The organism is Leifsonia virtsii, from assembly GCF_030433675.1.
Lineage (GTDB): Bacteria > Actinomycetota > Actinomycetes > Actinomycetales > Microbacteriaceae > Leifsonia > Leifsonia virtsii.
In genome coordinates, this window is the sequence record NZ_JAROCB010000007.1 from 65902 (window position 1) to 79351 (window position 13450).

General features: G+C 70.1%; 9 protein-coding genes. 8 read left to right on the plus strand and 1 reads right to left on the minus strand.

Annotated elements, in window-relative coordinates:
- Position 1 precedes the first annotated feature (1 nt).
- Complete coding sequence (locus P5G59_RS20160; RefSeq protein WP_301220815.1) at positions 2-598, minus strand: PadR family transcriptional regulator; 597 nt, start codon at positions 596-598, stop codon at positions 2-4.
- 179 nt (positions 599-777) lie between these two features.
- Between P5G59_RS20160 and P5G59_RS20165 the strand changes: the two genes are divergently transcribed.
- Genes P5G59_RS20165 through P5G59_RS20200 form a run of 8 tightly spaced genes read left to right on the plus strand, consistent with a single transcriptional unit; the run spans position 778 to position 13435 of the window.
- Positions 778-2328, plus strand: a complete 1551-nt coding sequence (locus tag P5G59_RS20165) for an ABC transporter substrate-binding protein (RefSeq protein WP_301220816.1) — start codon at positions 778-780, stop codon at positions 2326-2328.
- 54 nt (positions 2329-2382) lie between these two features.
- Positions 2383-3324 carry an ABC transporter permease gene (locus P5G59_RS20170; RefSeq protein WP_301220817.1) on the plus strand — a complete coding sequence of 314 codons (942 nt, stop codon included), beginning with the start codon at positions 2383-2385 and terminating at the stop codon, positions 3322-3324.
- Positions 3321-5147 carry a dipeptide/oligopeptide/nickel ABC transporter permease/ATP-binding protein gene (locus P5G59_RS20175; protein WP_301220818.1) on the plus strand — a complete coding sequence of 609 codons (1827 nt, stop codon included), beginning with the start codon at positions 3321-3323 and terminating at the stop codon, positions 5145-5147. The genes P5G59_RS20170 and P5G59_RS20175 overlap by 4 nt, the downstream gene beginning before the upstream one ends.
- Entirely contained in the window at positions 5144-6013 is an 870-nt protein-coding gene (locus P5G59_RS20180; RefSeq protein ID WP_301220819.1) for an ATP-binding cassette domain-containing protein, read from the plus strand. Before P5G59_RS20175 ends, P5G59_RS20180 begins: the two co-directional genes overlap by 4 nt.
- A gap of 21 nt (positions 6014-6034) precedes the next feature.
- Entirely contained in the window at positions 6035-7795 is a 1761-nt protein-coding gene (locus P5G59_RS20185) for a sulfatase (protein ID WP_301220820.1), read from the plus strand.
- Entirely contained in the window at positions 7792-9462 is a 1671-nt protein-coding gene (locus tag P5G59_RS20190; protein ID WP_301220821.1) for a sulfatase family protein, read from the plus strand. The genes P5G59_RS20185 and P5G59_RS20190 overlap by 4 nt, the downstream gene beginning before the upstream one ends.
- Positions 9459-11897 carry a glycoside hydrolase family 3 protein gene (locus P5G59_RS20195; protein ID WP_301220822.1) on the plus strand — a complete coding sequence of 813 codons (2439 nt, stop codon included), beginning with the start codon at positions 9459-9461 and terminating at the stop codon, positions 11895-11897. The genes P5G59_RS20190 and P5G59_RS20195 overlap by 4 nt, the downstream gene beginning before the upstream one ends.
- 32 nt (positions 11898-11929) lie before the next feature.
- On the plus strand, positions 11930-13435 hold the full coding sequence (locus P5G59_RS20200; protein WP_301220823.1) for a sulfatase family protein: 1506 nt from the start codon (positions 11930-11932) through the stop codon (positions 13433-13435).
- The last annotated feature ends 15 nt before the right edge of the window (positions 13436-13450 follow it).

The following is a 13450-nucleotide window of genomic DNA, read 5'->3' on the forward strand; positions in this document are numbered from 1 at the left end:
CTCACCGGCCGACCGGCTGGGCGACGGCCCGTTCGCGGACCGAGCGTCGCTCCCGGATCAACTCGCGCAGCTCTTCCAGGCGCGCCACGAGCGTGTCCATGGCCTCCGCTCCCGCCTCGTGCTGGTGGTCCTCGATCGCCGAGGCCAGGTCCACATCGAACCCGGAGTCGGGATCGGCGTGGATGGTGCGATCGCGGAACCGGTACTTGGCGATCTGCCGCCTGCGGGAGTCGATCTCGGTCGTGATGAGGTCGATCGCGGCCTCCTCGTCGAGGAAGCCGGAGAAGAACAACCGGGCACGGAACTCGTAGTTGACCGCCTCCAGCGTCGGCTGGAACGGGCTGGTCAGCCAGTGCATGAACACCTCGCGCCCGAGAGGCGTCGTCTGATAGATCTTCGCGTCCTGCGCCCCCGGCCGGGTGCTGACGGTGTAGGTGACCCACCCGCGCTCGGCCATCTGGCTGAGGGAGCGGTAGATCTGACTCATCTGGGTGCGCGGGCGCATGAACACGCCCTCCATCTCCATATACCGGGTGAGGTCGTAGCCGGTGCGCGGTCGCACGAGGAGGACCCCGAGTAGCAGGTGCTCCAGTTTCATGGCGTCCCCTCTGCGTCGATGGACTGGCGGATTCCAGCGTAAGCCGCCGGTGAGCCGTGAGGAAAGTATTCCACAAATCTAGTTTTTTTTACTCAACTTGTGGAATCCTCCGCGAAAAGCTGTTACCTTCGCCGGAAGGTCGGTCCACGGTGGACCGCACGGCACCGGAAGAGACAAAGATGTTCAACTTCAGGAAGCGATTGGTGACGGCGCTCGCCGCGTCCGCGATCGCTGCGATCGCACTATCCGGCTGCAGTCCAGCAGCCTCCTCCGCCGGCTCGTCCTCGAAGGCCACCGGCGGGACGCTGACGATCGGCACGATCGTGGCCTCCACCACGTTCGCCGTAAACAACTCGGCCTGGGCGAACGAGTCGCCCTACCTGCAGGCCGTCTACGACACGCTCCTCCACGCCGATCCGGACGGGACGGTGAAGCCGTGGCTCGCGACCAAGTGGTCGTACAACGCGGACAACACCGTCCTCACCATGAAACTGCGCGACGACGTGACGTTCACCGACGGCACCAAGTTCGACGCCGATGTCGCCGCGAAGAACCTCCTCCGCTTCCGCGACGGCACCTCCCCGCAGAAGGCGTACCTCGCCACCCTCGCGGACGCGAAGGCGGTCGACCCCACGACGCTGCAGCTGACCCTCAGCGCGCCGAACCCGTCGCTGCTGTCGTTCCTGTCGCAGAACCCCGGCCTCCAGGAGAGCCCGGCGGCCTTCGGGACCCCGGACGAGAAGACGACGCCGGTCGGCTCCGGCCCGTACGTGCTCGACAAGAAGGCCACCGTGGTCGGCTCGACCTACGTGTTCACCAAGAACCCGAAGTACTGGGCGCCGCAGCAGCAGCACTACGCCAAGCTCGTCATGAACGTCTACTCGACCCCGACCGCGATCCTCAACGCCATCAAGGGCCGCCAGATCAACGGTGCACCGCTCACCGACAACTCCACCATCCCCCAGATCAAGGGCGCGGGCTACGCCGCCAATGGCCAGCAGCTGAACTTCTTCGGCCTCCTGCTGTTCGACCGTGCCGGCACGACGACACCGGCCCTCGGCGACGTGCGGGTGCGGCAGGCGATCAACTACGCGTTCGACCGCAAGGCGATGCTGAAGGCGATCGGCCAGGGGTACGGCACGGTGACCTCCTCGATCTTCTCGCCGGACTCCTCCGGCTACGACAAGGCGATGGACGGCTACTACACCTACGACGTCTCGAAGGCGAAGGCGCTGCTGAAGGAGGCCGGTTACGGAGACGGCCAGATCACCCTCACCATGCCCACCTCGTCGGGCTTCACCCCCGCCACCTACGCGCTCACCAAGCAGTACCTCGGCGACATCGGCATCAAGGTCGACGAGGTCAACGTCGCCCCCACGAGCTTCCTCGGCGATCTGCTGGCCGCCAAGTACGGCAGTACCGTCATGCAGCTGAAGGCCGCACCGACCACGTGGGAGACCCTCACCCTGGACGTGCTGCCCAAGGCCGGCTGGAACCCGTTCCACACCACGGACCCCACGGTGGACTCGCTCGCCAAGACCATCCAGAGCGGAAGCAAGGACGACGCGGCGAAGGCAGCGAAGCAGCTGAACGAGTACATCGTCAAGCAGGCCTGGTTCGCGCCCTGGTACCGCCCGCAGCAGACCTACGCGACCGACCCGAACACCTCGGTCCAGACCCAGACCGGGAACGCATACCCCTACCTCTGGAACTTCGTTCCGAAGAAGTGACGCTCCGGGGCGGGGGTCCGCGCCCCCGCCCCGGCCGTTCGAAGGACTCCCATCATGCTCGCATTCATCGCCAGACGGATCCTGTCCGGCGTCGTCCTCGTGGTCGCCATCTCGGTGATCGCGTTCCTGCTCCTCTACGCCGGCGGCGGGGACATCGCCCGCCGGCTGCTCGGCGAGGACGCGTCCGCCCAGACCGTCGCTCAGAAGGCGCACGAGCTCGGCCTCGACCGCCCGCTCTTCGAGCAGTTCGGGAGCTGGGTCTCCGGCGTCTTCCACGGCGATCTGGGAACCTCCTGGTTCACCAGCCAGCCGGTGGGGGATGCCATCCTCAGCCGGCTCGCCGTCACCCTCTCGCTCGTCTTCGGCGCGACCATCCTGATCGCGGTCGTGTCCGTGGTGCTCGGCGTCCTCGCCGCGACCCGGGGAGGCTGGATCGACGGACTGGTGCAGGTCATCTCGCTGATCGGCACCGCCATCCCCGGCTTCCTCATCGCCCTCGGCCTCGTCGTGGTGTTCGCGATCAATCTCGGCTGGTTCGCGCCGACCGGGTACGTGCAGTTCGGCGACTCGCCGCAGGGCTGGATCGCATCCGTCACGCTGCCGGTCATCGCCCTGTCGCTCGGCGGCATCGCGGGGGTCACCCAGCAGATCCGCGGCTCGATGCTCGACTCGCTGCGCCAGGACTACGTGCGCACGCTGAAGAGCCGCGGCCTCTCCACGCGATCGGTGGTGCTCAAGCACGCGCTCCGCAACGCGGCAGGCCCGGCGCTCGCCGTCCTCGGCGTCCACTTCGTCGGTCTCCTCGGCGGCGCCGTCATCATCGAGCAGATCTTCGCGATCCCGGGCGTCGGCCAGGTGGCCGTGACCGCGACTTCCCAGGGCGACATCCCGCTCGTCATGGGCCTCGTGATCGCCACGGGGATCCTCGTCGTCCTGCTCAATCTGATCGTCGACCTCGCCCAAGGTTGGCTCAATCCGAAGGTGCGCCTCTCATGATCGACCCCCTCGCCGCGGATCTCACGGAAGAGATCCACGCCGCGGCCACACGCTCGTCGCGGTCGCTGCTGCGTCGTCTCCTGAAGAAGCCGATCGCGGTCGTGTCGCTGTCCTTCCTCGTCTTCATCGTGCTGCTCGCCGTGTTCGGGCCGCTCCTGGCTCCGCACGACCCGGATGCCGCCTCCGCCGTGGACGTGCTCGGGCCGCTCAGCCCGGCGCACCCGTTCGGCACCGACAGCGCGGGACGGGATGTGCTCTCGCGCCTGCTCTACGCCACGCGCTTCAGCATCGCCGGGGCGGCCCTCGCGCTGGTCGTCGCCGCGATCGTCGGCGTGACGGGCGGTCTCATCGCCGGCTACTACGGCCGGTGGTTCGAGGGACTGTCCTCGTGGGTGGTCGGCCTGCTCCAGGCCCTCCCCGGCATCGTGGTGCTGCTCGCCGCCCGGGCCGTGCTCGGCCCGTCGCTGTGGACGTCGATGGCCATCTTCGGCGTGCTGCTCTCGCCGGCGTTCTACCGCCTCGTCTACTCCACCGTCTCGGCCGTGCGGGACGAGCTGTACGTCGACGCCGCCCGCGTGTCCGGGCTGACGGACGCCCGCATCATCTCCCGGCACATCCTGACGGTGGTCCGCGGCCCGGCGCTCGTGCAGGCCTCGTTCGTCGCCGGGATCGCGATCTCGATCCAGGCGGGACTGGAGTTCCTCGGCCTCGGCGATCTGTCGATCCCCACCTGGGGATCGATGCTCAACGAGGGCTTCTCGAACATCTACACCGACCCGACGCTCATGCTCTGGCCGAGCCTCGCCATCGGGCTCACCTGCGTCTCGCTGGTCCTGCTCGCCAACGCTCTGCGCGACACGCTGGAGCAGAGCGGGCGGACGCGCCGTCGTCGGCGCCGGACCGCCGCCGCGGTGCCGGTGATCGAGCGTCAGCCGGTCGTGGTCCACGGCGCCGACCACCGCTTCGACGAGGCGGAGGTGCTGCTCTCGGTCGACTCGCTCGCCGTCGGCTACGCGCAGGAGGACGGCTCGGTGACGACCGTCGTCGAGGACGTCTCCCTGACCGTCCACCGCGGCGAGGTTCACGGGCTCATCGGCGAGTCCGGGTCGGGCAAGACCCAGACCGCGTGGTCGGTGCTCCGTCTGCTGCCCGACGGCGGCCGGATCGTCGGCGGCTCGATCACCTTCGAGGGACAGGACCTCGCCACCCGCAGCGAGGCCCAGATGCGCGGCCTGCGCGGCCTCAAGATCGCCTACATCCCCCAGGAGCCGATGTCGAACCTCGACGCCTCGTTCACGGTCGGCAGCCAGCTGGTCGAGCCGATGCGGGCGAACCTCAAGATCAGCAGGGCGGAGGCGAAGAAGCGGGCGCTGGAGCTGCTCCGCCGGGTCGGCATCCCGAACCCGGAGCGCACCTTCAACGCCTACCCGCACCAGATCTCGGGCGGCATGGCCCAGCGGGTTCTCATCGCCGGCGCCGTCTCCTGCGACCCCGACCTGCTCATCGCGGATGAGCCGACCACCGCGCTCGACGTGACGGTGCAGGCCGACGTGCTCGACCTGCTCCGGAGCCTGCAGAGCGAGCTGCACATGGGGATGATCCTCGTGACGCACAACTTCGGGGTCGTCGCCGACATCTGCGACACGGTCTCGGTGATGCGGTCCGGCCGGATCGTCGAGACCGGACCGGTACGCGACCTGTTCGCCCGGCCCGAGCATCCCTACACCCGATCCCTTTTCGATGCGGTGCTGGAGGAGACCGGGACGTCGGTCGACGCAGCCACCCCGCCGGAGACCGTGGACACGAATGGAGCACTCCGATGAGCGAGACCCTCGTCGACATCCGGGACGTCGTCGTCGAGTACCCCGCGAAGGGCCTCGGCAAGAAGCCCTTCCGCGCCCTCAAGGGCGTCTCCCTCGACATCAAGGCGGGCGAGACCGTCGGGCTGGTGGGGGAGTCCGGCTCCGGGAAGACGACGCTGGGCCGGGCGCTGCTCGGCCTCGCGCCGGTCACCGGCGGCTCGATCACGTACGACGGCCGCGATCTCGCGACGCTCTCGAAGAAGGCCAGGCGCGGCCTGGCGCACGAGATTCAGGTCGTTTTCCAGGATCCGTACACGTCGCTGAACCCGTCGATGACGATCGAGCAGATCCTCATGGAGCCGCTGACCGCCCGGGACATGCCGGCGAAGGACGCCCGTGCGCGGGTGCGCAACCTGCTCGACGAGGTGCGGCTGCCGAGCAACGCCGGGCAGAGGCTACCGCGCGAGTTCAGCGGCGGCCAGCGTCAGCGGGTGGCCATCGCCCGCGCGCTCGCGCTGCAGCCCCGCCTGATCGTCTGCGACGAGCCCGTGTCGGCGCTCGACCTGTCGACCCAGGCGCGCGTGCTCGAGCTGTTCAAGGAGATCCAGGAGCGCACCGGGGTGGCCTACCTGTTCGTCTCCCACGACCTGGCGGTGGTCCGCCACCTGAGCCACCGGGTCGCCGTGATGTACCACGGCGAGATCGTGGAGTGGGGGGAGGCGGAAGCCGTCACCACCCACCCCCAGCACCCCTACACCCAGCGGCTGTTCCTGGCGGCGCCCGTTCCCGACCCGGTGCTCCAGCAGAGGCGGCGTCAGGAGCGGCACGAACTGCTCGCCAGCCAGAACCGCGATTCGACCAGCACCGTGGCTGTCGCCGCCGTCTGATCCAGAGACCAGGAGACCTCCATGCGCGCCATCATCCTGATGTTCGACAGCCTCAACCGGCACATGCTCCCGCCCTATGCCGACACGCTCGTCGACGCCCCGAACTTCGCGCGGCTGGCGCGGAAGGCGGTCACGTTCGACAACTTCTACGCCGGCTCCATGCCGTGCATGCCGGCCCGGCGCGAGTTGCACACCGGACGCCACAACTTCCTCCACCGCAGCTGGGGTCCGCTCGAGCCGTTCGACGACTCGATGCCGGAGATGCTCAAGGACGCCGGGGTGCACACCCACCTGGTCTCGGACCACCAGCACTACTGGGAGGACGGCGGCGGCACCTACCACACGCGCTACAACACCTGGGAGTTCTTCCGCGGACAGGAGGGCGACAACTGGAAGGGCGACGCCGACGCACTGCGCGGCGTGCGCTTCCCCGCCACCCTCCGGACGCAGGACGCCGTCAACCGCCGGTACATGACGACCGAGGCCGAGCATTCCCAGACCAGGACCGTCGACGCGGGCATCGAGTTCCTCGACACCAATGTCGATGCGGACCGCTGGATGCTGCAGATCGAGCTCTTCGACCCGCACGAGCCCTTCTTCGTCCACCAGAAGTACCGCGACCTCTACCCCGAGAGCTACGACGGCCCGGAGTTCGACTGGCCGGACTACGCGAAGGTCGTGGAGCCCGCGGACCAGGTGGAGCACGCGCGCACCCAGTACGCGGCGCTCGTCTCGATGTGCGACCACTCGCTCGGCCGCGTGCTCGACTACATGGACGAGCACGACATGTGGGACGACACGATGCTCGTCGTCAACACCGACCACGGGTTCCTACTCGGCGAGCACGGCTGGTGGGCGAAGTCGGTGCAGCCGTGGTTCAACGAGCTCGTGCACCTGCCGATGTTCCTGTGGGATCCGCGGTCGAAGGGCGCGGACACGCGGCGCGGCGATCTGGCTCAGACCATCGACATCGCGCCGACCGTGCTGAAGTTCTTCGGCCTCGAGCCGACTCCGGACATGCTGGGCAAGGACCTCGCGCTGGCGGAGGGGAAGGACGGCGCGCTGTTCGGCATCCACGGCGGTCACGTCAACGTCACCGACGGCCGCTACGTGTACATGCGGGCGAGCGTCGACGAGGAGAACGGCCCGATCGAGGACTTCACCCTCATGCCGACGCACATGCGCAGCCGGTTCGGCGTCGCGGAGCTGCGCGACTGGCAGCCGGCCGAACCGTTCCCCTTCACCAAAGGCCTGCGCACCATGCGGATCGACGCGGTGGGCACGTTCCGCATCAACTCGTGGCAGCACGGGACTCTGCTCTGGGACCTGGCCACGGACCCCGGTCAGAACGACCCGATCGTGGACGACGACGTCGAGCTGCGGATGATCTCGCTCCTGCTGGACCTGCTGCGCGAGAACGACGCGCCGCCGAGCGTGTCCGAGCGGCTGGGCCTTCCCGTGGAAGGGCCGGCCGATGCCCGCCACCTGCGTGCCCGGGCGGACGCCGACCGGGCGCGGGCCGTGGCGGAGCCGCTGCCCGACCTCGCGACCGTCCCCGCCCTCCCGCTGCTGCAGACCCCGGTCCACGCCCTGCTCGCCGACGACGCGACGCGCTCTGTGCTCGACCGCCACCTGCCGTGGCTCGGGACCACCGAGCTGGTGGCCTCCACCCCGTGGGCCAGCATCCTCGGGATGGCCCGCGCCGGCTCCATCGACGCCGCCCGGTTCCGGGCCATCGCCGACGAGCTGGCACAGGCCGCCGAGGTCGGCGTCGCCTCATGACGGACGACGGACGCCGCCCCAACATCGTCTGGATCAGCACGCACGACATCAACCCCGACCTCGGTTGCTACGCAGGCGTCTGGCCGGGGGCCGAGTACGCCGTGACGCCGAACCTGGACGCGCTCGCCGCGCGCGGCGTCCGGTTCGACAACGCCTTCGCCGCGGCGCCGATCTGCGCACCGTCGCGGTCGGCGATCATCACCGGATGCTTCCCGACGGCGATCGGGACCATGCACATGCGGTCGAAGGCGGTGCCGCCGCCCGAGGTGCGCCTGCTGCCGGAGATCCTGCGCGGCGCCGGGTATTACTGCACCAACAACTGGTTCACCGATTTTCAGCTGGAGCTGCCGGAGATCGCCTTCGACGACTGCAGCCCGACGGCGCACTGGAGGAACCGGCCGAGCGAGGACACCCCGTTCTTCGCGGTCTTCCACGGCATGGCGACCCACGAGTCCCAGCTGTACCTCGACGACGACGCGTTCGCGGCCGCGACCGCAGACGTCCCGGACGACGCGCGGCACGACCCGGCCGCGGCGCCCCTCCCTCCGTACTATCCGGACGAGCCGGAGTTCCGGACGGCGTGGGCGCGGTACTCCGACCTGATCACCCAGATGGACCACTGGGCCGGGGGGATCCTGCGGGAGCTGGAGGAGGACGGCCTGCTGGAGGACACGGTCGTCGTGTTCTGGAGCGACCACGGCAAGGGGATGCCGCGCGCAAAGCGCTGGCCGAACGAGTCCGGGCTCCGCGAGCCGCTGATCGTCAGCTGGCCGGGGCGGGTCCCCGCCGGTGCCACCGCGGAGGGGCTCGTCCACACGATGGACCTGGCGCCGACCATGCTCGCGCTCGCGGGCGTCGAAGTGCCGGAGGCCATGCACGGCGTGCCCTTCCTCACCGCCGACGGCGCAGTCGTGGCCGAGCCCAACGCCTACACGTTCGGCGGCCGCGACCGGCAGGGCGAGGCCGAGGACCGCGCACGGACCGTTCGCGACGCCCGGTTCCGGTACATCCGCAACGACTTCCCGGAGAAGCCGGCGATGATCCACACCGACTACTCCGACCGGTTCCCCACCTGGGCGGCGTACCGCAGGCTCGCCTCCGCCGAGGCGCAGCAGCGGGCCAAGGGCGTCCGGCCGTCGGCGCTGGACCCGCTCCAGCGCACGGTCGTGGCCCAGTCGAAGCCGCCGGAGGAGCTCTACGACATCCTCGCCGACCCGCACGAGACGAGGAACCTGGCGACCGATCCCGCTCACGCCGCGGACGTCGCGCGGCTGCGCGGCGCTCTCGACGACTGGACCGAGCGCTACGGCGACCTCGGACTGCTGCCGGAGGACGAGCTGGAGGAGCGGTGGCGACCGGGCGGAGTCCGGCGTCGCACCGCGGAGCCGGTCGCCGCCGTCGTGGGCGTCATCCTGACGGTCCGCAGCGACACCCCCGGGGTCATCCTCGGCTGGACCGTCGACGGCCCCCGGCGCGAGGCGCCGGCCGAACCCGCCCGCGGGGAGTTCGGGTCGGTCCCGCAGGACCCCCGCCGCTGGCACCCCTACTCCGGACCGGTCGCCGTCCAGGCGCCCGTCCGCGTGAGAGCGTGGCGGCTCGGCTACGAGCCGAGCCCTGAGATCCCGGTCGGCGAGAGCGCGGCCGCAGAACGAACGGACACCGTATGAACCCCCTCACCGAGCACTCGCCCGAGATCGAGTCCCGGCTCGCCGCCCTCACCCTCGAGGAGAAGGTGCAGCTGCTGACCGGACGCGACTTCTGGACGACCTGGCCGCTGGAGAAGATCGGCCTGCGCCGCATCCTCGTCTCCGACGGACCGAGCGGGGTGCGCGGCGAGGTCTGGGACGAGCGCTCGCCGTCGCTGAACCTCCCGTCCGCCACCGCGCTCTCCTCCTCCTGGGACCCGGAGATCGCCCGGCGCTACGGGGCCGCCTCCGCGGTCGAGGCCCGGCGCAAGGGGGTGGACGTCGTCCTCGGCCCGACGATCAACCTGCACCGGTCGCCGCTCGGCGGCCGGCACTTCGAAGCCTTCAGCGAGGACCCCGTCCTGACGGCCCAGCTCGCCGCCGCCTACGTGCGCGGCGTGCAGGAGAACGGCGTCGGCGCCACCCCGAAGCACTACGTCGCCAACGACTTCGAGACCGACCGCTTCACCGCCGATGTGCGGGTGAGCGATCGGGCGCTGCGCGAGCTCTACCTCCGGGCGTTCGAGGACGCGATCACCGAAGCCGGTGCCTGGCTCGTGATGAGCGCCTACAACGCGATCAACGGCGCGACGGCGACCGAGAACGAGCTGCTGGAGACCCCGCTGAACTCCGAGTGGGGCTTCGACGGGGTGGTCATCAGCGACTGGACGGCCGTGCGGTCCATCGAGAGCGCTCGCCACTCCCAGGATCTCGCGATGCCCGGCCCGCTCGGCCCCTGGGGCGACGCGCTGGTCGCCGCCGTCCGCAGCGGTGAGGTGGAGGAGGCGGCGGTCGACCGCAAGGTGCGCCGGATCCTGCTGCTCGCCGCCCGGGTGGGCGCCCTGGAGGGGGTCGAACCCGCGGTGACCGCGCCGGTGCTCGTCGAGGACGGCATCGCCTTCGCCCGGGAGGCGGCGGCCGAGGGGTCGGTGCTCGCGGTCAACGACGGCATCCTGCCGCTCGGCCGGCCCGGCCGCATCGCGGTGATCGGACACAACGCGCTCCACGCGCGCACCCAGGGCGGCGGCAGCGCCACCGTGCTGCCGGAGCGGGTGATCTCGCCCGTGGACGGGATCCGGGCGGCCTTTCCGGACGCCGAGGTCGTCTACTCGCTCGGCGCGATCGTCCAGGAGGGCCTGGCGGAGCTCGAACGCGACGCTATGACGAATCCCGCCACGGGAGGACCCGGCGCGCGGGTCGAGTTCCTCGACGAGTCGGGGGCGAGCGTCTTCACCGAGGACCGCCTGGCGAGCGCGCTGGTGTACTTCGGCGGCGATGCGCCCGTCTCCTCCCTCGGGACGCTGGTGTTCGAGACCGACCTGACGATGCCGGAAACCGGCGCCGTCCGGCTGGGCTTCGCCTCGGTCGCCACGGGCCGCCTGATCGTCGACGGCGAGCTTGTGCTCGAGGCGACGCCGGAGGCGCTCGGCGCCGACCTCGGGGCTGCCTTCCTCGCCCCGCCCGCCGCCTCGGCGCCGGTGGACTTCCAGGCCGGAAGGAGCAGACGCGTCCGCATCGAGCTGCAGCCGCGGAAGCTGGAGGGCGGACTCGGCAACGCGCTCAGCGTGACCATCGGCACCGAGCCGGTCGAGACCGATGCGGAACGCCTGATCGCCGACGCCGTCGCGGCCGCAGCGGCGGCCGACGTCGCGATCGTGGTCGTCGGCACGAACGCGCGGGTCGAGTCGGAAGGATTCGACCGCAGCGATCTGCGCCTGCCGGGTCGGCAGGACGATCTGGTCCGCGCCGTGCTGGCCGCCAACCCGCGCACCGTGGTCGTCGTCAACTCCGGCTCGCCCGTCGAGCTGCCGTGGCGGAACGAGGCCGCCGCCGTGCTCCTCACCTACTTCGGCGGCCAGGAGTACGGCAACGCCGTCGCCGACATGCTCACCGGCGAGCGCGAGCCCGGCGGTCGCCTCCCCACCACCTGGCCCGCCGCGATGGCGGACGTGCCCGTGCTGGAGGTGACCCCCGTCGACGGCGTCGTGCGCTATGACGAGGGCGTCCACATCGGGTACCGCGCGTGGCTGCGGTCGGGCGCCGCCCCGGCCTTCCCGTTCGGGCACGGGCTGGGCTACACCAGCTGGAGCCTCGACCACGCCGCGACGAACGGGTTCGACGGGGACACGGCCGTGGTGCGGGTGACGGCGACCAACACCTGCGACCGGCCGGGGAAGCACGTCGTGCAGGTATACGCCGAGAAGGCCGATTCCGCGGTCGACCGGCCGGTGCGCTGGCTCGTGGGGTCCGCCGTCGTCCGGGCCGGCGCCGGTGAGAGCCGTGAGGTGACGGTCGCCGTGCCGCGGCGCGCGCTCGCCCACTGGGACGACGGCTGGCAGCAGGAGGCGGGCGACTTCGTGCTCCGCGTCGGCTCGGCCGTGACCGACCTGCCCCTCGCCGTCACCGTGACTCTGTGAACCGCGCCGACACCACCTTGGAGGAGCCTCCCATGACCCGACCGAACATCATCTTCATCATGTCCGACGACCACGCGGCCCACGCGATCTCGGCCTACGGCAGCCGGGTCAACTCGACCCCGAACCTGGACAGGATCGCCGCCGAGGGGATGCGGATGGACGCGGTGTACTGCACGAACTCCATCTGCAGTCCCTCCCGCGCCACCATCCTCACCGGCACCTACAGCCACGTGAACGGCGTGTCGTCCATCTGGACCGAGCTCGACTACCGCGTGCCGACCTTCATCGACGTGCTCCACGACAACGGCTACGCCACCGCCATGTTCGGCAAGTGGCACCTCGGCGAGCACGGGGTGTCCGTGCCGCGCGGCTTCGACGCGTGGAAGATCTTCCCCGGTCAGGGCGACTACGTCGACCCGGAGATGATCGACGCGCACGGCACACGCGTGGTGCCGGGCTACGCCACCGACATCGTGACGGACCTGTCCATCGACTGGATCGACGGCCTGGACGCCGAGCAGCCCTTCTGCATGATGGTGCACCACAAGGCGCCCCACCGGCCGTGGGTGCCGGACGAGAAGCACAAGCACCTCTACGCCGACGGGAACATCCCGGAGCCGGAGACCTTCTTCGACGACTATGCGACCCGCAGCAAGGCGGTGCGCGGCGTGCGGATGACGATCGCCGACGACATGGGGGCGGACGACCTGAAGACCGAGGTCCCGGAGCACCTGCGCGGCCCGGAGAACCGCGAGGCGCGGATGAGCTGGAAGTACCAGCTCTACATGCGCGACTACCTCCAGTGCATCCAGTCCATCGACGACAACGTCGGCCGGCTGCTCGATCACCTGGAGGAGACGGGTCAGGCCGAGAACACCCTCATCGTCTACACCTCCGACCAGGGGTTCTTCCTCGGCGACCACGGCTGGTTCGACAAGCGGCTGATGTTCGACGAGTCGCTGCAGATGCCGATGCTCGTGCGCTGGCCGAAGCGGATCGAGCCGGGCACCAGGTGCGAGGCGATCATCACCAACGTCGACTTCGCCGCCACCTTCCTCGACGCCTGCGGGGTCGCACCGTCGCAGCTCGCCACCTCGCAGGGGCGCAGCTTCCTCCCGCTCCTCCAGGGCGAGCGGCTCGACGACTGGCCGGACGCTATGTACTACCGGTACTGGGAGCACGACGACCCGATCCACGCGGCGCCCGCGCACTACGGCATCCGCACCGCCGACTTCAAGCTCATCTACTACTACGGCGCGGGGATGGGGGTTCCCGGAGCGTCCGACCGGATCCTGGAACCGGAGTGGGAGCTGTACGACCTCCGGAACGACCCGTCGGAGGTGCGGAACGTCGCCGACGATCCGTCGTACGCCGGCATCCGGGCCGAGCTGGAGACGAAGCTGGCGGAGTACCAGCGTCACTACAGCGACGAGCCCTACGTCGGCCCGGACACCCCGCAACCGGTCTGGGGCCCGTACGACGTGGAGCTCTTCGAGCGAGTGCAGCGGTACGTGGAGGGCATCCGGGCGAGCAGTTGAGGGACGATGGCGTGG

Coding starts and splice junctions, on each gene's coding strand:
- P5G59_RS20165 (WP_301220816.1), top strand. CDS start 778: ATGTTCAACTTCAGGAAGCGATTGGTGACGGCGCTCGCCGCGTCCGCG.
- P5G59_RS20190 (WP_301220821.1), top strand. CDS start 7,792: ATGACGGACGACGGACGCCGCCCCAACATCGTCTGGATCAGCACGCAC.
- P5G59_RS20175 (WP_301220818.1), top strand. CDS start 3,321: ATGATCGACCCCCTCGCCGCGGATCTCACGGAAGAGATCCACGCCGCG.
- P5G59_RS20160 (WP_301220815.1), bottom strand. CDS start 598: ATGAAACTGGAGCACCTGCTACTCGGGGTCCTCCTCGTGCGACCGCGC.
- P5G59_RS20195 (WP_301220822.1), top strand. CDS start 9,459: ATGAACCCCCTCACCGAGCACTCGCCCGAGATCGAGTCCCGGCTCGCC.
- P5G59_RS20200 (WP_301220823.1), top strand. CDS start 11,930: ATGACCCGACCGAACATCATCTTCATCATGTCCGACGACCACGCGGCC.
- P5G59_RS20170 (WP_301220817.1), top strand. CDS start 2,383: ATGCTCGCATTCATCGCCAGACGGATCCTGTCCGGCGTCGTCCTCGTG.
- P5G59_RS20180 (WP_301220819.1), top strand. CDS start 5,144: ATGAGCGAGACCCTCGTCGACATCCGGGACGTCGTCGTCGAGTACCCC.
- P5G59_RS20185 (WP_301220820.1), top strand. CDS start 6,035: ATGCGCGCCATCATCCTGATGTTCGACAGCCTCAACCGGCACATGCTC.